The following is an 18836-nucleotide window of genomic DNA, read 5'->3' as shown; positions in this document are numbered from 1 at the left end:
GGTCCCCCGCCCGACGCGCCGCTCCCACACCCGCGTACCGTTTGTCCCGGCCTGTCGAGACTCCCGAGGTACTTCCTTGATCGCCCGCACATCCAAGCTCTCCCGCCGTACGCGCGTCCTTGTCGCGACGGCGCTGGCCGCGCTGGTCGTGGTCGGCGTGCTCACCGTGCGGGCGATGACCGCGGACGGAGGTTCCGGCGTCGAGGTGGAGCCCGCCCCGCTGGCCGACGACCCCGCGTGCGTACGGATCGAGAAGGGCTACCCGGACCGGCTGGACGGCATGGAACGCGACGACACGGACGCGGCCGGCGCCGCCTCGTGGGGCGACGGCAGCGTCGTGCTGCGCTGCGGGATGAAGCGGCCGGTCCCCTCGGCCGACTCCTGCGCGACGGTCGACGGCGTCGACTGGCTCTGGCGGGAGCGGGAGAGCGGCGAGGGCCGCAAGGTGCTGCTCACCTTCGGCCGGGAGCCCGGAGTGCAGGCCTCCGTCGCCGACGAAGTCCCCGCACTGGACTCGGTGTTGATCGAACTCAGCAAGCTCGTCAAGCCCGTCGAGCAGACCGAGAAGTGCCTGAGCTGAACCCCGCCGCTCCGTAACGCCCCCACTGAGTCCCGTACCCACCGCCAGCCTGGTGCGCCTGTGCGTACACATGCCCGTGCTCCGTACGTCCCGTGCAGGGGGTGATGGGTCTGTGCCGGTCAGCGGGCGGCGGGTCAGCGGGTGCGGTGGAGGAGGCGGCCGGACAGGGCCGTGGCCAGGCAGCGGCCGTCGGCGGCCAGGACGGTGAAGTCGGCCCGGTTGCCGACGGCCAGCCGCGGCGGGTGGCCGAGGTCCCGGACCGGCAGCCCGGCACGGCGTACGGCGTTGCGGGCGGGCTCGGTGGTGAGCGGGCCCGCGAGGCAGGTGACGCCCGAGGCCAGCAGGCTCCGCACGCCGCGCCGGGCCGACTCGCCCCAGCGGGTCGGGGTCAACTCCAGCGCGGCCAGGGCGGCTTCGCCGGTGATCGGCGCCGAGCCCAGCTGCTCGGCCTCGCGCGGGTCCGGGTGGTAGGTGCGCTCCAGGTACTCGGCGGGGTCCCGCTCGCAGCGGCCCGCGTCCAGACGTCCGGCCCAGCGGCGCTCCCGGGCAGCCGGGTGCGCCGCGGCCAACTGCTCGGCCGGGCCCAGCGCGGCGATCAGCTCACCGTCGGCGAGCAGGGCGAGTCCGTCGTCCTCGCCGATGTGCAACGTCCGCACGGGGCCCCTCAGTTGGCGTCGACGAGCTTCAGGCCGGGATGTGCGGTGCCGCCCTCGATCGCGGTGGAGGAGATGTGCGAGACGGCGCGGTCGTCCACCGGGTCGTTCGCCGGGTCGTCGTGGACGACGAGGTGCTCGTAGGTGGTGGCGCGCTGCGCGGGGACCCGGCCGGCCGCGCGGATCAGCCGGATCAGCTCCATCCGGTTGGAGCGGTGCCGGGCGCCGGCGGAGGAGACGACGTTCTCCTCCAGCATCACCGAGCCGAGGTCGTCCGCGCCGTAGTGCAGGGAGAGCTGGCCGACGTCCTTGCCGGTGGTGAGCCAGGAGCCCTGAATGTGCGCCACGTTGTCCAGGAAGATCCGGGAGATGGCGATCATGCGGAGGTACTCGAAGAGAGTCGCCTGCGTCTGCCCGCGCAGCTTGTTGTTCTCCGGCTGGTAGGTGTACGGGATGAACGCCCGGAAGCCGCCGGTGCGGTCCTGCACCTCGCGGATCATCCGCAGGTGCTCGATCCGCTCGGCGTTGGTCTCGCCGGTGCCCATCAGCATCGTGGAGGTGGACTCCACGCCCAGGTTGTGCGCGATCTCCATGACTTCGAGCCACCGCTCGCCGGACTCCTTGAGCGGCGCGATGGCGGTGCGGGCGCGCTCGGGCAGCAGCTCGGCGCCCGCGCCGGCGAAGGAGTCCAGGCCGGCCGCGTGGATGCGGCGGATGGCCTCCTCGGCGGAGACACCGGAGATGCGGGCCATGTGGTCCACCTCGGAGGCGCCGAGGGAGTGGATCACCAGCTGCGGAAAGGCTTCCTTGATCGCGGCGAAGTGCTTCTCGTAGTACTCCACGCCGTAGTCGGGGTGGTGGCCGCCCTGGAACATGATCTGGGTGCCGCCCAGCTCCACCGTCTCCGCGCAGCGCCGCAGGATGTCGTCCAGATCGCGGGTCCACACCTTCTCGCTCTTCGGCGGGGCGTAGAACGCGCAGAACTTGCACGCGGTGACGCAGGAGTTGGTGTAGTTGATGTTCCGCTCGATGATGTACGTCGCGAGGTGCTCGGTACCGGCGTAGCGGCGGCGGCGCACCGCGTCCGCGGCCTGGCCGAGCGCGTGCAGCGGGGCGTCCCGGTAGAGGACGAGCGCCTCTTCGGGAGTGATCCGGCCGCCTGCCGCGGCCCGGTCGAGTACGGACTGGATGTCGACGTTCTCGGGCACCGGAACGGCTCCTTCCCCGGGGTGGTCACGACCGTCCCAGCGTACGCGAGCACCGGCGAAGCCCTCGCCCGGCCTCACCCCGCACCCCGCACCCGGCGCCCGGCGTCCGCCCGACGTGCCGCCGTACCGGCGCACAGCGGCACGAGGCCCGGCGGCGGTGTGCACCGCGCGGCGGGACGGGCGCGGTCAGCCGGCGGCGGGACTGGCGCGGCGACGCGTTCGCGGGCGGCGGCGGCGGCGCGGGACGGTCGGGGGCGTCAGTCGCGGGCGGCGCGGGCGCGGGCTGCCGCGGCGCGGGTGAAGTCGCCGCGCTGTACGCGCACGGCGAGCGGTTCGTCGCCGAACGAGCCGTAGCCGGTCGCCGCCCACAGGCTCTGCTCGGCGGGCACCTCGGCGTACGGCACGCCGGTGCCGTCGTGGTGGTCCGCCAGCATCCGCGGGCTGCGCCGCAGGGCCAGCAGTTCCAGGCAGTGCGCACAGGCGGCGATGTCCAGGGTGTCCCGGCGGCCGATGGGTCGCCACAGGTGGCGGCGCTCGGCACGACCGTGCAGCGGGTCGAAGAAGCACAGCGGCAGCGGACGTTCGGCGGCCTTCCGCGAGGCGCCCTCCGCCCGTGCCCGGTCGTCCTCCTCCAGGGCGTCGCGCCCCTCGGTGACCAGCGCGAGAACGCCGGCGAGGTCGGGTGTGCCGGTGGCGTCGTCCAGCACCCTGCCGGCCGCGGCGTACGCGTCGAGGGCCAGACGGAGCGGGGCGGGGTCGGTCCGGTCGTCCGCGGTGGAGCGGTGCGCGCCCAACTCCTGGCCGAGAGCGAGCAGTTCCTTCTTCGCGCGGCGCCGCAGCGCGCCCTCGCTCTCCTGCCTGGCGGAGGCGAAGACGTGCGGTGCCAGCGGCAGCGCGGTGTCGGCGCGGCGGCGGGCCGCCGCCCACCACCCGGCCAGCAGCACCACCGGGATCAGCAGCGCCGCCCATCCCCAGGACGGGCCGGAGTCCCGGCCCGCCGCGCTGTCGTCCTCGCCCGCCGACTCGTCCCCTCCCTTGCGCTTGCCGCCCGAGATCTTCTCGGCCAGTACGCGGTCGAGCGCCACCATCCCCTCGCCGCTGCCGACCAGTTCGATGGTGCGGCTGAGGCGTTCGCGCAGCGGCACACCGCGCAGTTCGTGCTCCATGGAGGTCGCCCTCGCGGCGGCGCCCGCCTGGTGCCGGTCGCCCTTGGGCCACTCGAAGGCGTGCAGGGTGCGGTCCTTCTGGGCAGTGGTGACGATCACGACCTGGTGCTCCCCGTCGGGCCGGCCGAGCGCGTCCCGCAGCGCCTCGCCGAAGTGCACATGGTCGCCGTTCCAGGCGTCACCCGGCTTCAGCCGCACCAGCACCACGCTCAGCCGCAGTCCGGTCGCCCCGGCCTCCTCAGCCAGCGCCCGCCGTGCGGAGAGCGGCAGTTCGGAGCGGTAGCTCTCGTCGACGTACACCGGCGAGGACTTGAGGCCCTCGACGATCTCCTCCATCGTCGGCGCCCGGTCCGCGCGGGCCGGGGAGGCGCCCAGTGCGCAGAGCAGCAGCGCCACCACGACGACCGCGACGGCGGGTGCACCTCGCGGCGCGGGGTTGCGAGCCGGGGCCTCGCCGGCGTCGGCCCGCAGCGCGCCCGCAGGACCGACGGCCGCACTCCGACTTCTAGTGGTGAACACCGAGTTCTCCCTTCAGCTCGTCGATCAGTACGGCCGGGTCCGTCACGCCCGAGGACGTGCTGCGGCCGAGCGCGCCGTGGTGGCGGTGGTGGGCGACGGCGCGACGCGACGCGGTCCTGTCGGGCAGCATCAGCACCCTGCGCCGTGCGCGGCGGGTTCGGGTCGCCACCGGGTCGCTGCCGCTCCGGTCCCAGAGCACCTCCGTCCGGCACGACTGGCACATCCAGCACCGCCCGCCGCGGGAGGGGCCCTGCGGCCCGTCCTCGTCCGGGAGCAGGGGCACCGCGGCGGAGGCGACGCCGTGCAGGGGGTTGAGCACACAGAGCCGTTCGGTGTACTCGTACGCCGGGTCGCCGCCGGTGTCGAGCGCGGTCTGGCCCAGCCGCACCAGCACCAGGGCGGTGGCCAGTTCACAGGTCGGCACCTCGGAGGCGATGCGCTGCTCCCCGCGCCGGTCGAGCAGCAGTGTCGCCAGGTCGAGGCAGTCCGTCGCGCGCATCCGTGCCTCGTGGTCCTTGGCGAAACCGGCCAGCTCCCGGTGGAGGGCGCGCAGCTCCAGCTGCGCCCGACGCCGCAGCCAGCGCCTGCCGGGACGGGCCGGCGCGGCGGCGTACTGCCGGTCCGGCACGGCTCGGTACGTCCCCGGCAGCATGGGTGGGGGCGGCGGCGCGCCCGCCGCCGGGCGACGGAGCCCGTCGGCCGCCACCGAGTACAGCAGCCACAGACCCAGGGCGCTTCCACCGACGAGGAGAGCGCCGTTGCGCGAGGCGCTCCAGAACTCGTCGGAGATCAGCGGCACGGCGGTCAGATGCTCCACGGGCTCGACCTCGGGCGGCTCGCCGCCGGGGCGCCGGACGGGCGGGCCCGGCGGGGCCTCGTCCACCAGCTCGGCGAACGCCGCGAGTTCACGGTGGAGCCGGTCCCCGCTGCCGGGGTCCGCGTCGTCGGCCCGGCGTCCGCGCGGGTCGCCCGGCAGCCCGAAGTACCGCGGGCCGGCCCACTCGTGCAGGGCCCGGTCGTCCAACTCGACGCCGTGGTTGGCCAGTCGCAGACGGCTCGTCGCACCCTCCGTCTCCACCAGGAGGTAGAGGCCGTCGCGGCCGGTCGTGGTGTGCAGCCGCTTCAGGAACCGCTCCCCGCGACCGGCGGACTCGTCGTCCGGCGACATCTGCAGCCGCACCACGTACACCGGTGTCTCCAGCGCTTCGTAGCGCCCGGCCAGGGACCGCCACCGGTCCTCGGGGAGCGCCGCGGCCGACTCCCGGTCGTCGTAAACGGGCGAGTCCCGCAGCCCGGCGGCCACCCGTTCGGCACGGGCCGCGAGGTCGCGCGCGGTGGGGGTGGTGACGGTCTGGGAGCGCGGCACCTGTGTCAGGGCGTCGGTGACCGTCGGCACCGCGAACGCGACCGCCGTCGCCGCGAGGACGGGTATCCAGTAGTGCTCGTCGCGGCGTCCGCGCCACAGGCGCACCAGCAGGCAGCCGACGAACAGCACGCCCGTCGTCGACGCCACCGTCGCGATGCCGAGGACGCGGCCGTCGCGCGAACGGTCGTGGGGCCCGCCGGGGGCGTCCGCGGGCCGGCCGAGGAGGGCGTCGACGTAGCGCCCCAGGTGGTCCAGCGCGGTCGCGTCGTGCGGCAGCCGGCTCCCGACCTGCTCCCTCGCCCTCTCGACCGGCAGATCGACACCGCTGTGCGCGGCGGTGAGCCGGTTCGGTTCGAAACCCGAACCGACCTCCAGCACCAGGGTCAGGCCCTCGCGGCCCAACTCCCGGTGCACGGCGGCCGGCAGGTCGACATGGGTCGAGTGGGTGTGGTGCGGAAGCACCAGCAACCGGGCCGGCACCCCGGTGCGCCGCAGCTGCGCGGCGAAGCGCGGACCGAGCGAACGCGGGACGAGCCGGGCCAGCTGGTCGGAGACGTACACCGTTGAACTGCGCAGCTGCTGCGCGTAGTAGCGCGCCTGCGCGGCCGAGTCGCTCGCGCCGGAGCCCGTCGACGCCGAGCGCGCGGGCTGTCCTGGCCGCGCGGCGTGGGCGGCGGGTGCCGGCAGCGTGGCGGGTGCGGCGTGCGTCGGCAGCGTGGCGGGTGCGGCGTGGGTGCCGTGCGCCGGCTGGGGGCCGGTCGCGGTCGGGGGCGTCCCGATGGTGCCTGCCTCGGCACGGTCCGCGGACAACAGGGCGAACGCCGGCAGCAGGACTCCGCACAGCACGGCGACCGCGAGCAGGACGGTGAGCGGGACACCGGCCCGCAAGCGGGTACGAGCGCGGGCAGGGGGCGGTGACGGCACAGTGGTGTCCCGGGACCGTCTCGCGTACATGCGCTGCCTCTCCTTACGCTCTCTGCCCGCCTGGCGCGGCGTACCCCTGTCAGCCCGTACCCCCGCCGGTCGTACCCGCACGGCCCGTATCCGCCCTGCCCGTACGGTCCGTCCGATCCCGGTCGCCCGAACCGGTTGACGTGCGCGGCCGGTTCGGGCGGTCGCGCACGCCGGACGGTGTGCGGAGCGGTCCGTTTCGCGGCGACCGGGGTGTGTCGGCGGATCGGTCGGGGGTGTCAGTCGCGGGCGCGGGCTGCGGCGGCGCGGGTGAAGTCGCCGCGCTGTACGCGCACGGCGAGCGGTTCGTCGCCGAACGAGCCGTAGCCGGTCGCCGCCCACAGGCTCTGCTCGGCGGGCACGTCGAAGTACGGCACCGACCTGCCGCGGTACCGGTCGGTGAGCGCCTCGGGCACCCGGCGGTGGCGGACCGCGCTCGCGCACTCCTTGCACGCCGCCACGTCCAGCGCCTCCCGGCTGCCGAGCGCGCGCCAGTGGACCCTGGTGTGGGCGCGGCCGTGCAGCGGATGGAAGAAGCACAACGGCAGGCGGTGGGCGGGCAGTCGCGCGGCGGCACCGGCGCCGCCGGTTCGGCGTCCCCTGCGCTGCCGGTCCTCGGCGGTGAGGGCGTCCCGGCCCTCGATGACCAGGGCGAGCGCACCGACCAGATCGGGCAGTCCGCCGGCGGCGTCCAGCACCCGTCCCGCGCTGTCGTACGCGTCCAGCGCCAGCCGCAGGGCCGCGGTGTCGTCCGCCGAGGCGCCCGAAGTACCGGATGTGCCCGAGGAGTTGGGGGCGCCCGGACCGGCCCCTGCGGGTCGGTGGTCGCGCACCGACTCGCCCAGCGCCAGCACCTCCTCCTGTGCCCGCCGGCGCACGGCGTCCTCGTCGGCAGCGCGCGCGGCCAGGTAGACGTGCTGCGGAAGCTTCGCGAGCCCGGCGCCGGTTCTGCGCCTGCGCCACAGCGCCCAGCCGAGCAGCCCGGCGAGCACCAGCACCAGGGCGACGAGTCCCGCGACCAGCCACGCGCCGGGCCCGCCTCCGTCGCGACCGCCGGTGGAGTACTTGAACGGGTTGTCCTCGCGGGCCTTCTCGTACTCGCGCATTCCCGTACCGGCGTCGATGATCTCCACCGCGCGGCGGACCTGGTCCGCCATCGGCATGCTCTTCTCGTCGTGGCGCACCGAGACGGCCATCGCGGCGTAGTTGGCGTCGTAGCGGTTGTCGTCCGGCCACTCGAAGCCGCTGATGCTCTTGCCGTACCAGGAGTTGGGGGTGAGCAGGATCAGATGCTCGTCGTCGGCGACCTCCAGCCGGTCCCGCAGCGCGCCGGCGAACTGCTTGGCGTCGCCGCCCCAGCGGTCCTCGGAGCGGAAGGTGACCAGCACGACCTTGAGGTTGACACCGGTCTTCTCGATCTGGCGCGCCAGCTTCCGCTGTTGGGCGTCGGACACCTGGGCGCGATAACCGGCGTCGACGTAGACCGGCGACTGCTTCAGCTGTTCGGCGATCTCGCTGACCGCGACCGACTCGACCGACTTGGCCGACTCGGCCGCCTTGATCGACTCGGCCGCCTTGATCGACTCGGCCGACTGCCGCTGGACGGACGGGAGTTGGGACGGCTGGGCAGCAGCGGCGGGCGCGCAGAGCGCCAGCAGCAGCGCTCCCGCCACCAGCGGCAGCACACCGCGCAGCCGGGCAGCCGGACCGCCCCGTCCGACCGGACCCGAGCGGACACCCCGGAACGAGGCCCGGAACGCGCCCGCCCCCGGGCGGGCAGAGCCTGCGGCGGCGGGGCGTTCCGAGCACGCGGCGGGGCGCGAAGAGCTAGCTGTGGACACCGAGTTGCTCCTTCACCTGCGAGACGAGACCGGCGACCGTCACCTCGCCGTCGGCGGCCAGCGAGCCGAGCGGCCCGGCAACGCCGCTGTAGGGCACCGAGCGCTCGCCCACGCTGCCGGGCAGCCGCAGCGCCCGCCGGTCGGCGGCGGCACGGGCCTTCTGCTGCGAGGGGTTGCGCAGCAGCCGGGCGCAGTGCCCGCAGAGCGCCCGGCTGCCGCGCGGCGCCACCGAGGAGGTGACGTCCAGCAGTTGCGGCGCCCTGCCGTGCAGCGGGTTCAGATGGCACAGCCGCCCGACGCCCTTGCGCTGGCCACGTGTTCCGCCCGCGGTGGCGAGCGCCGTGGTGCCGGCCCTGACCAGTACGAGGGCGGTGGCGAGTTCCGTTTCGGGCATCTGCTTGGCCAGGCGCCAGTCACCGTGCTCGGAGAGCTGGAGCAGCGCGGCGTCCAGGCACTCCCACGCCTGCACCCGGGCCCGCTCGCTGCCCCCGAACTTCGGCAACTCCTCCTGGAGAGCGTCCAGTTCGCGCACCAGAGCCCCGCGCAGCCAGCGCGCCGAGGGGTTCTCGGGGGTGTCCTCGTACGGCGATTCGGCGGTGTCCGCCGCCCCGCCGCTCCCGGTCCGCACCGCGCCCTGACGCCGCCACCGGGCCAGCGCCCAGGCACCGCCGGCACCGAGCAGCACCAGGCCGGTCACCCGCAGCGAGGTCCAGAACGGGCCGGAGAGCAGCGGGGCGAGGGTGTTCTCGGCGACCGGGTCGGGGACGTCGTACTCCGGCTCGGGCTGGCCCGGCGGGCCGGTAGGTGTGTCGGCCACATGCTCGACCAGCGCCGTCAGCTGCGCCGACAGGCTCGCCTCGCGCACATCGGCGTCGGCGCGGTCGACCCCGTCGGCGTCGTCGTCCGCGCCGTAGCGCACGGATTCGGGCAGCTGGCGCAGCGGTTCGGCCGCCAGCCGGGCGCCGTGGTTGGCGAGCCGGACGAAGCCGTAGGTCAGTCCGGAGGTGTCGACGGAGACGTACAGCCCGTCGCGGCCCGTGGACTCCTGCACCCGGGCGAGGAACGCCTCCGCGTCGCCGTCCGACTCGTCGTCGTACTCGGAGGGCATCAGCACGACGTACATGGGCACGTCCAGTGCCTGTATTCGCCGTTCGAGCGCGCGCAGCCGCTTCGGGTTCAGCGGCGGCGGCTGCTCCTCGTCGGCGTACACCGGGTTCTCGCGCAGCCCCGCCGCGACCCGGTCCACCCGCAGCGCCATGTCGCGGGCGGTCGGGTCCGGTGAACCGCCGGCCCGGGTCGCGGTGGCCAACGCGCCGGCGCCGAACGGCACCAGCACGGCCAGCGCCAGCGCGCCGCCGGTGGTCGCGACGACCGCCCGCCGGGTGCCGCCGCGTCCGCCGCGCGCCTCGCCCGTACGGCTGCGGCGGCGCACCTCGGCGACACCGACCAGCAGCACCAGCGCCGGGAGCAGCACGGTCCCGATCCCGGTCAGCACGGAGTGGGTCCGCCGGGACTCGTGGTCGGCGTAGAGGTCGTCCGGGTCCTCGTCGCCCGAGCCGGGCCCCTTGCCGTCGCGCAGATCGTCGACGAAATAGCGGAAGTGGTCGAGCGCGGTGGCGTCGTCGGGCAGCCGGGAGGAGGCGCTGCGCGCCGCCCGCAGGGCCGGTTCGCGGGCCTCGGCGGAGGTGGTCAGCACGTCGACACCGCCGATGCCGCCGCCGTCCGCCTCGACCAGGACGTACATGCCGTCCTCGCCCAACTCCTCGTGGATCGCGCGCAGCAGCCGCTGCTCGACGGTGACCACCTCGTACGGCAGCACCAGCACGTACGTCGGCACCCCGGTGCGCTTCGCCTGCGCGCGGAAGTCGGGGGCGGCCGAACGCGGCATCACCCGCGGCGCCTGGTCGGTGATGTACACCGGGGACTCGCGCAGCCGCTCGGCGTAGAACTCGGCCTGCGCCCGTTCCCGCCAGGTGGGCTCCCAGTACCCGTCGTCCTGCGCGGCAGTCGAAGCGGCAGGCGCAGCGGGTGCCGCTACTGCCGCGGGGGCCGCGGATGCGGTCGGTGTTCCCAGTGCCAGCCAGCCCAGTGCCAGCAGCGGAAGGAGCAGCCGAACGGCTCTTCGCGCGCGCATCGCACCTCTCCTTCGCCGCCTTCGCCCGAGCCGGCGGGCAGCGGCCGGCGCGAGCTTCCAGGCTATGACGCGGGGCCGGGAACCGAACCGCCGGGTCAGTCGCCGTCCTTGTCCAACTCGCCGGTGGGGCGCCCGCTGCGCTCCTCGTGCGAGCGGTAGGTCATGGTGCCGTCCTCGCCGAGGAGGAGGTCGGCCCTGGAGGAGCCCTCCGCGCACACCTTCATTCCCAGCACCTCCGGGGAGTCCCCGTCGGAGAACTCGGTGAGTTCGAGCTTGGCCTCGGTGATCCGGTCCACCCTCGCGACGCCCTTGCACTGCACGCCCTGGACGTCGTGCGTCGTACGCACCAGTCGCTCCTCGCGGTTGCCCGCCCGGATGGTGGTGGTCAGATCGATCCGGTCGCCGGCGCGCGAGGTGATGACGCCGCGCCAGGTGCCGACCCACTTCACCGGCAGCGCCGACGGATCGTCGTCCTTCGTGGCTCCGCCCTTGCCGCCGGAGTCCGTGCCGGAGCTGGAACCGCCGCCCGAACCGCCGCCGTCCGGCAGCATCAGCGAGATCCCGCCCGGCACCACACCCGTGGCGATGACGAGCCCGACAGCCAGCGCGATCCGCCGCCCCTTGCCCCATTTGGCGCGCGGCGGCTGCCGCACGGGCGCGCCCGGCGGCGGGGTGTCACCGGAGTGCGGCGCCATCGTGCCGTGTCCCTGGCTCCAACCGGGCCGCGGCGAGGCCGCCATGGGCCGGGCGGCAGCCGCCGGGCTCGGGTGGGGGGCGGCGAGGTGCGGGTACGGCGCAGGCTGCGGGGGCGGCGTACGGTACGGCGACGCGGACGGCAGCCCGGAGCCCGGCGGACCGAAACCGCCCAGCGGAGCGGTCGGGGTGTCCGCGGGCGGCCGGGCATCCGTCCGGGGTGCGGAGCCGTCGGCCTCCAGCCCCAGGAGCTCCACCGCCCGGCGGCTGACTCCCTCCACGACCAGCGGCGGCAGCCAGCCGGGGACGACCAGGGTCGCCGCGCCCTCGCCGCCGCTCAGCCGGTCGGCCAGCATCGCCGAAGTCGGCCGCCGGGCCGGGTCCTTGTCCAGGGCGGCGGCCACCAGCTCGCGCAACTCGCCCGTGAGCGCGTGGAGTTCGGGCTCCTCGTGCACCACCTTGTAGAGCAGTGTGGCCGAGCTGGACCCGGGGAAGGGCGGCTCACCGGTCGCCGCGAAGGCGAGCACCGCGCCGAGCGAGAAGACGTCCGCCGCCCGGTCGGTGTCCCGGCCCAGCACCTGCTCGGGAGACATGAAGCCCGGCGAGCCGACGGACACCCCGGTCGCCGTCAGCGAGGCGGTCGCATCGGTCGCCCGGGCGACTCCGAAGTCGATCAGCCGCGGCCCGTCCAGGGTCAGCAGCACATTGGACGGTTTGACGTCCCGGTGCACCAGGTCCAGCCGGTGCACCGCGGTCAACGCCTCGCCCAGGCCCGCCCCCAGCGCCCGTACGGTCTGTTCGGGCAGCGCGCCCTGCGTCTCCACGGCCTGCCGCAGCGAGGGCCCGGCCACATAGCCGGTCGCGACCCACGGCGTCGGCGCGTCGGGGTCGGCGTCCAGCACCGGCGCCGTCCAGTCGCCGCCGACGCGGCGCCCCGCCTCGATCTCCAGCCGGAACCTCGCCCGGAAGTGCTCGTCGGCCGCGTAGTGCGCGTGCACCACCTTCACCGCGACCGTACGACCGCCCGGGCTGCGCCCCAGGTAGACCAGGCCCATTCCTCCGGCGCCGAGCCGCCGCAGCAGTCGGTACTCGCCGATCGAGCGCGGATCGTCCTCCCCCAGCGGCTGCATCTGCTGTCCCACTCCCTGTTCGAACGTCGGCGCAAGCCTAGGGCCTGTCGTTCGGAACTTCGCCGGGGTCGCGACGTCCGGCACCCGCGGGTGAACCGGTCGGCGTGCGGCGGCGGTTCGACGGACCGTACGGCGCGCGGAGGGCACGGCGGACGGGCGCGGCGGGCCGGACAGGAGCGGCGTGGGAGGGAGCGGCGCGCCGGGCGGTCACCAGCGGGCGGTGTCCCCCGTGGGGGCGGGCAGCAGGTCGACGCGCACGTCCGCCGGATACCCGGTGTCCTGCGCCGTGCGCCGCGCGAACTCGCGAATACCGGCGAGCTGCCGTTCGCCGAGCCGGAAGTCGAGAGTGGTGAAGTAGCGGGCGAGCAGTTCGGCGTCGAAAGACTCCCAACGCGCCGCCTGCTCGGCGACCTTGGCGACTTCCTGGAGCGAGAGATCCCGCGAGGCGAGGAATGCGCGATGGACCTCGTGGACCGTCTCCGCCTCGCTCTCCAGGAAATCGCGGCGGGCCGCCCACACCGCGAACACGAACGGCAGTCCCGTCCACTCCTTCCACATCCGCCCCAGATCGTGCACCCGCAGCCCGAGTTGCGGCGCGTCGTGCAGCGAGGCCCGCAGCGCCGCGTCCCCGATAAGCACCGCGGCCTGTGCCTCCTGCATCATCAGGCCCAGGTCCGGCGGGCAGGTGTAGTAGTCCGGGGCGATCCCGTAGCGCTCCGCGAGGAGCAGCTGGGCCAGCCGCACCGAGGTGCGCGACGTCGATCCGAGCGCGACCCGCTGCCCGTCCAGCTCCTCCAGCGGCCCCTTGGAGACGATGACGCAGGACATCACCGGGCCGTCGCAGCCGACCGCGATATCCGGTAGGGCGATGAGCCGGTCGCTATTGCGCAGAAATTCAACAACAGTGATCGGCCCGATATCGAGAGAACCGTTCACGAGCTGTTCACTGAGCTTTTCCGGAGTGTCCTTGGTGAGCTCCAGATCGAGCAGACTCCCGGTCCGCGCGAGCCCCCAGTAGAGGGGCAGACAGTTCAGGAACTGGATGTGCCCGACTCGCGGGCGGGACCGGGGTGCGTTCGGTTGTGCGCTCACACCTCGGAGCGTACGCCTGCACCGCCCGCGGCCCTCCGACCGGTGCCCGGCTCGCCGGGCGGCCGCGCACCAACCTGCTCCTCTACCCACGTCAGCGCCGCGCAGAACCCTCGCGACACCACCTTGCAAGTACGCTCGCAGCGATCTTTCAACCCTTCCCTCTCGCCTACTCAGCGTGCTAGGCTCGCCGCAAGTTGCAGTTTGGTTTCCCTTGCAGTACAGAGCCTGCGGACCTTGTGACCGCAGGCTTTCGTCATTTTCAGACTTCTTGCAGGTTCTGGAGCAGGGCGACCCTTAATAGGCCCAAGGAGGGCTTATGGCTACCGGAACCGTGAAGTGGTTCAACGCCGAGAAGGGCTTCGGCTTCATCGCTCAGGAAGGCGGAGGCCCCGACGTCTTCGTCCACTACTCCGCAATCAACGCCAACGGCTTCCGTTCTCTCGAGGAGAACCAGGCCGTCAGCTTCGATGTGACCCAGGGCCCGAAGGGCCCGCAGGCGGAGAACGTCACCGCTCTCTGATCTGAAGCTTCAGCACCTGCTGAGCACCAAGGAGCCCCCGCTGCCAGCGGGGGCTCCTGCATGTGTGCCCGCCCCCGCCGGACGCGAACCGAACCGGCGGACGCGGCCCGGCCCCGGCGCGGGGGCTGCCCCCGCCGCCCGGCCGGCGCGGGACCGGCCTGCGCCGGAGGTGGCCGGCGCGAGACCGGCCTGCGAGACCGGCCGACGCGAGACCCGGTGCCGGGGCGGCCGAACCGGCCTCAGGCCAGGGCGAGTTCGTAGCGACGGCCGCGGGTGCCGCGGTGCGGGATCGTGAACGACTCGACGTGCCGCATCTCCAGGCGCTCGGCCACCGCCGCCGAACGGTGATTGCCCTCGGCGACCATGGCGACCGCCCGCGGCACGCCCATCTCCTTCAGCCGGCGCAGCGTCTCCTGCGCGCAGCGGGTCGCGTATCCCTGGCCCCAGTGCTCGCGCCCCAGACGCCAGCCGATCTCGATCTCGCCCACCGGGCCCCAGTCCTGCGGCTGCCAGGGCTGGGCGCCGACGAACCCGACGGGAACACCGCTCGGGCTCAGCACCGTCCACAGGCAGTAGCCCAGAGTGGCGTCGTGCGCGCGCTGGCGGGCCGTCAACTCCTCGTAGACGGCGACCGAATGCGCCCTGCCGCCGTGGAACTCCATGACCTCGGGGTCGTCGAACAGCTCGTGCCAGACGTACGCGTCCTCTTCCGTCGGCACCCGCAACGTGAAGCCCACGACGCTCCTTTCCACCCCGACCGGACCAGCACCGGTCGCACCGTGACTGGTTGAGCAGTACCCACCGACACGCCCGCGATACCTTCGGCGCGGGAGGAGGTCGCGGGTACGTACCCGCCCACGACCGCCGCCAACCGCGACGCCGCCCGCCGCTCCGCACACCCGGGCGCCCCGCACGCGCCCCGGCGCCCGCGCGGGAGCGGGGGCGGGGGCGGGGTCAGTCGCCCGAGTCGAGGCCGTCGCGCGCGTAGAGGTCGGCGATGTCGCGGGAGAACTCGCGCAGGATCGCCGCCCGGCGCAGCTTCAACGTCGGTGTGAGATGGCCGTGTTCGGCCGTGAACTGGAGCGGGAGGACGGCGAAGCGGCGGATGGACTCGGCGCGCGAGACCAGCTTGTTCGCCTCGTTGACCGCCTGCTGGATGTTGTCCCGCAGCTCCGCGTCGTCCACCAGCCGGTGCAGCAGCACATCGTCCTTCTTGTGCATCCGCCGCCAGTGCGCGAGGCCCTCGGGGTCCAGGGTGACCAGCGCGGTGAGGTACGGGCGGTTGTCGCCGACGACCAGCACCTGGTCGATGAGCGGATGGGAGCGGAGCCAGTCCTCCAGGGGCGCGGGCGCGACGTTCTTGCCGCCGGAGGTGATCAGCAGATCCTTCTTGCGGCCGGTGATCGTCAGATAGCCCTCGTCGTCGAGCGCGCCGATGTCGCCGGTGGCGAACCAGCCCTCGTCGTCGGTCTCCTTGGGCACGGTCTGCTGCCGGGAGTCCCAGTAGCCGTAGAAGACCTGGCCGCCGCGCAGGAGTATCTCGCCGTCGTCGGCGATCCGGACGGCCATGCCCGGCATCGGCCAGCCGACCGTACCGGGCTTGGGGCGCAGCGGCGGGGTCACGGTGACGGCGGCGGTGGTCTCGGTGAGGCCGTACCCCTCGTACACCTCGATGCCGGCGCCTGCGTAGAAGGCGCTCAGCCGCTCGCCGAGCGGCGAACCGCCGCAGATGACATGGCGGACGTTGCCGCCGAGCGCCGCACGGATGCGCTTGTAGACCAGCGAGTCGTACACCCCGCGGGCGGCGCGCAGACCGAAACCGGGGCCCTTCCCCTCGCCCTTGAGGCTCTGGCTCCAGGCGTCGCCCCAGCGCGAGGCGATCCTGGCGGCCCGGTCGAAGGACGAGCCCCGGCCCATCTCCTCCGCCGTGGCGCGCGCGGTGTTGAAGACCTTCTCCAGCACGTACGGGATGGCGAGCAGGAAGGTGGGCCGGAAGGTGCGCAGATCCGCGAGGAGTTGCTCGGCCTGCATGCCGGCGAGGTGGCCGAGTCGTACGCGCGCCCGCAGGCAGCCCACGGCGACCATCCGGCCGAAGACGTGGGCGAGGGGCAGGAAGAGCAGCGTGCTGGCCGGCTGGCCCGAGACGCCGCGGAACACCGGGTCGAGCAGCCTCACGGCGTTGTCGACGCCGGCGAAGAAGTTGGCGTGGGTGACTACGCAGCCCTTGGGACGGCCGGTGGTGCCGGAGGTGTAGATGAGGGTGGCGACGGTGTCGGGCTGCTGGGCCCGGCGGCGTTCGTGGACCAGGGCGTCGGGGATGCTCCGGCCGGCGGCGGCGAGTTGGCCGACCGCGCCGTTGTCCAGCTGCCAGAGGTGCTCCAGATCCGGTACGGCGCCGCGCAGCGCGCTGACCTCGCGCACGCCCTCGACGTCCTCGACGACCATCCCGGAGACGTAGGCGTCCTGGAGGACGGTGCGGATCTGCGAGCCCGAGGAACCCGGGTAGAGCGGGACGGTGATCAGGCCGGCGGACCAGGCGGCGAAGTCGAGCAGGTTCCACTCGTAGCGGGTCTGCGACATGATCGCGAGCCGGTCGCCCGGCTGGAGCCCGCTGGCGATCAACCCCTTGGCCACCGCGAGGACTTCGGCGGCGAACTCGCCGGAGGTGACGTCGTACCAGTGGCCGGTCTCGTCCTTGCGGGAGTACACCACGTCGGCGGGCGCCTCGGCCGCGTTGAGGAACGGGATGTCGGCGAGGGAGCCCTCCAGCACCGGCGGGGCGAGCGGCGCCAGTTCGGCCTCGCGCACCACGCCGGCGATCTGGCGGAGGTCGGGGCGGCGAAGCACTTCCGGGAGGTCGAGGGCGGCCTGGTTCGGGTCGTGGCCCGCGGGCGAACGTTGCGCGGACATACGGCCTCCCTCCAACGCTCGTGCTGTTGACAGAGTTTCAACAATTACTGAGGAGTAGGGTCTCGTGCGCGCGCGTATTTGGCCAGACCCGGGAGGGGACGGGGCGGGACTTTCACCGGACGGGCACGGAACGACCGGCGGTCCCGCGCGTGCTTGATCGAAACCCCGCGGCAACGCACAGACAACAGCACGGCGCCCGCCGGAGGTTGACCGGCGGGCGCCGTGCTGTTTCGAGAAGGACCGCGGGTGCGCAGGCGGCCCGGGGCGCCGGGAGGCGTCGGCCTCAGGAAGCCGGAACCGGATCGGGCCGGGAGCCCGAGGGCCCGCCCGTACCGCCGTCCGAACCGCTGTCGGAACCGCCGCCCGCGCCTCCGTCGGACCGGCCGTCGGAGCCGCCCGGGGAGCCGGCTTCGTCGGCACCGCTCTCGGCCTCGATGTCGAAGCTCTTGGCCGAGTTGTACGTCTCCAGGTCGAGGATCTCCTCGCGCGCGGCGACCAGCACCGGTACGGCCGCCTGCCCGGCCACGTTGGTGGCGGTGCGGATCATGTCCAGGATCGGGTCGATGGCGAGCAGCAGGCCCACGCCCTCGAGCGGCAGGCCCAGGGTGGAGAGGGTCAGGGTCGTCATGACCACCGCGCCGGTGAGACCGGCCGTCGCCGCGGAGCCGATGACCGACACCAGGACGATCAGCAGGTAGTCCTGGATGCCGAGGCTCACCTCGAAGATCTCCGCGACGAAGATCGCGGCCAGCGCGGGGTAGATCGCCGCGCAGCCGTCCATCTTGGTCGTCGCGCCGAACGGCACGGCGAAGGAGGCGTACTCCTTCGGCACACCGAGGCGTTCGGTGACCTTCTGGGTGACCGGCATCGTGCCGACCGAGGAGCGCGAGACGAAGGCCAGCTGGATCGCGGGCCAGGCACCGCGGAAGAACTGCAGCGGGCTGACCTTGGCGACCAGTGCCAGCAGCAGCGGGTAGACACCGAAGAGGATCAGCAGGCAGCCGATGTAGACGTCGAGGGTGAAGGTCGCGTAGTCGCCGATCAGGCCCCAGCCGTACTCGTTGATCGCGTTGCCGAGCAGACCGAGGGTGCCCAGCGGGGCGAGGCGGATGACCCACCACAGCGCCTTCTGCAGCAGCGCGAGCACGGACTCGCCGAAGGTCAGCAGCGGGTCGGCCTTGGCGCCGAGCTTGAGCGCGGCGACACCGGTCACCACGGCCATGAACACGATCTGCAGCACGTTCAGCTCGGTGAACGGCGTGATCACGTTCTCCGGGATGATGCCGGTCAGGAAGTCCAGCCAGGAGCCCGAAGTCTCGGGCGCCGTACCGCTCTTGGGGTCGAGCTCGCTGCCCGAGCCCGGGTTGTTCAGCAGGCCGATGGCGATACCGACACCGACCGCGATCAGCGAGGTGATCAGGAACCACAGCAGCGTGCGACCGGCGAGCCGGGCCGCGTTGGAGACGTTGCGCAGATTGGTGATGGAGATGGCGATGGCGAAGAACACCAGCGGCGCCACCGCCAGCTTCAGCAGCTGGACGAAGGTGCCGCCGATCCGCTCCAGCGCGGTGCCGAGCCAGGAGATGTCACCGCTGCGGGCCAGCCAGCCCAGCAGCACGCCGAGCACCAGACCGGCCAGGATCTGGGCCCAGAACGGCACCTTGGGTATGCGTGCGAGCAGACCGCGCGATTCGGCGGGTCTGGGAGCGGACGTCGGGGACGAGGAGGACACGGGCACACTCCGGGTGCGTGGAAGGAGACGGGCGGTGGGGAGAACAGCGGTGCGCCGTCGAGGCGCGGGCGGGGGCCGAGCGGCGCTGCGCGGCGGGCGTGCCGGGTGCGTGTCCGGCGCGGGGGCAGCCGGGACGCGGTCGGCCGGACTGCGGGAGACGGTCGGCGGCGGAGACCCGGCTGACCGGTGTGTCCGCGCCGACCGGCTGCGTCAGCCGCGGCGACAGCCGGGTCGGGCCCGGCCGGTACAGGGGGGACATGCCGCGACGACACAGCGGCAGAGGTCGACGTGCAGCCGCGCGACGAGCGTCGCGCTCGCCGGTGCGGGTCGTACGGCTGCGT

At 73.6% G+C, this 18836-nt stretch carries 13 protein-coding genes; 2 read left to right on the top strand and 11 right to left on the bottom strand.

The features are described 5' to 3' along the window. The first annotated feature begins 76 nt into the window (after positions 1–76). Positions 77–580 (top strand): DUF3515 family protein, encoded by a 504-nt coding sequence (locus MTQ01_RS11520; protein WP_247489360.1) that lies wholly within the window; start codon positions 77–79, stop codon positions 578–580. Positions 581–714: 134 nt separating this feature from the next. On the opposite strand, the gene MTQ01_RS11515 is transcribed toward MTQ01_RS11520, so the two are convergent. From MTQ01_RS11515 to MTQ01_RS11480, 8 genes are all read right to left on the bottom strand, one after another. After that, positions 715–1236, bottom strand: a complete 522-nt coding sequence (locus tag MTQ01_RS11515) for a hypothetical protein (RefSeq protein ID WP_247489358.1) — start codon at positions 1234–1236, stop codon at positions 715–717. 8 nt (positions 1237–1244) lie between these two features. Then, a complete protein-coding gene (gene mqnC, locus MTQ01_RS11510) occupies positions 1245–2441 on the bottom strand; it encodes a cyclic dehypoxanthinyl futalosine synthase (protein ID WP_247489356.1) in 1197 nt (398 codons plus the stop codon). A 257-nt stretch (positions 2442–2698) separates the two neighbouring features. Beyond that, on the bottom strand, positions 2699–4126 hold the full coding sequence (locus MTQ01_RS11505; protein ID WP_247489355.1) for a hypothetical protein: 1428 nt from the start codon (positions 4124–4126) through the stop codon (positions 2699–2701). Beyond that, the gene (locus MTQ01_RS11500) at positions 4113–6446 is read right to left on the bottom strand and encodes a hypothetical protein (RefSeq protein ID WP_247489352.1); all 2334 of its coding nucleotides are present in this window, start codon (positions 6444–6446) and stop codon (positions 4113–4115) included. The genes MTQ01_RS11505 and MTQ01_RS11500 overlap by 14 nt, the downstream gene beginning before the upstream one ends. 236 nt (positions 6447–6682) lie before the next feature. Continuing rightward, positions 6683–8128: a hypothetical protein gene (locus MTQ01_RS11495; protein WP_247489350.1), complete on the bottom strand. Its 1446-nt coding sequence runs from the start codon at positions 8126–8128 to the stop codon at positions 6683–6685. Positions 8129–8270: 142 nt separating this feature from the next. Beyond that, a complete protein-coding gene (locus tag MTQ01_RS11490) occupies positions 8271–10418 on the bottom strand; it encodes a hypothetical protein (protein WP_247489348.1) in 2148 nt (715 codons plus the stop codon). 95 nt (positions 10419–10513) lie between these two features. Further along, positions 10514–12241: a serine/threonine-protein kinase gene (locus tag MTQ01_RS11485; protein WP_247489988.1), complete on the bottom strand. Its 1728-nt coding sequence runs from the start codon at positions 12239–12241 to the stop codon at positions 10514–10516. Between the two features lie 207 nt (positions 12242–12448). Then, positions 12449–13333: a menaquinone biosynthesis protein gene (locus MTQ01_RS11480; RefSeq protein WP_247489346.1), complete on the bottom strand. Its 885-nt coding sequence runs from the start codon at positions 13331–13333 to the stop codon at positions 12449–12451. Between the two features lie 316 nt (positions 13334–13649). Here MTQ01_RS11480 and MTQ01_RS11475 point away from each other — a divergent pair, with 316 nt between their 5' ends. Next, on the top strand, positions 13650–13853 hold the full coding sequence (locus MTQ01_RS11475; protein ID WP_093718378.1) for a cold-shock protein: 204 nt from the start codon (positions 13650–13652) through the stop codon (positions 13851–13853). A gap of 239 nt (positions 13854–14092) precedes the next feature. On the opposite strand, the gene MTQ01_RS11470 is transcribed toward MTQ01_RS11475, so the two are convergent. The 3 genes from MTQ01_RS11470 to MTQ01_RS11460 form a co-directional block, all read right to left on the bottom strand. Then, complete coding sequence (locus tag MTQ01_RS11470; protein ID WP_374207706.1) at positions 14093–14605, bottom strand: GNAT family N-acetyltransferase; 513 nt, start codon at positions 14603–14605, stop codon at positions 14093–14095. Positions 14606–14807: 202 nt separating this feature from the next. Further along, positions 14808–16763, bottom strand: a complete 1956-nt coding sequence (locus MTQ01_RS11465; RefSeq protein WP_247489342.1) for a long-chain fatty acid--CoA ligase — start codon at positions 16761–16763, stop codon at positions 14808–14810. 283 nt (positions 16764–17046) lie between these two features. Further along, entirely contained in the window at positions 17047–18495 is a 1449-nt protein-coding gene (locus tag MTQ01_RS11460) for a dicarboxylate/amino acid:cation symporter (RefSeq protein ID WP_247489340.1), read from the bottom strand. Between the last annotated feature and the right edge of the window lie 341 nt (positions 18496–18836).

Source organism: Streptomyces sp. XM4193, from assembly GCF_023072595.1.
In the GTDB taxonomy this organism is placed as follows: Bacteria; Actinomycetota; Actinomycetes; order Streptomycetales; family Streptomycetaceae; genus Streptomyces.
This window is presented reverse-complemented; position numbering and strand designations above follow the sequence as displayed.

Coding starts and splice junctions, on each gene's coding strand:
- MTQ01_RS11490 (WP_247489348.1), bottom strand. CDS start 10,418: ATGCGCGCGCGAAGAGCCGTTCGGCTGCTCCTTCCGCTGCTGGCACTG.
- MTQ01_RS11500 (WP_247489352.1), bottom strand. CDS start 6,446: ATGTACGCGAGACGGTCCCGGGACACCACTGTGCCGTCACCGCCCCCT.
- MTQ01_RS11465 (WP_247489342.1), bottom strand. CDS start 16,763: ATGTCCGCGCAACGTTCGCCCGCGGGCCACGACCCGAACCAGGCCGCC.
- MTQ01_RS11485 (WP_247489988.1), bottom strand. CDS start 12,241: ATGCAGCCGCTGGGGGAGGACGATCCGCGCTCGATCGGCGAGTACCGA.
- MTQ01_RS11475 (WP_093718378.1), top strand. CDS start 13,650: ATGGCTACCGGAACCGTGAAGTGGTTCAACGCCGAGAAGGGCTTCGGC.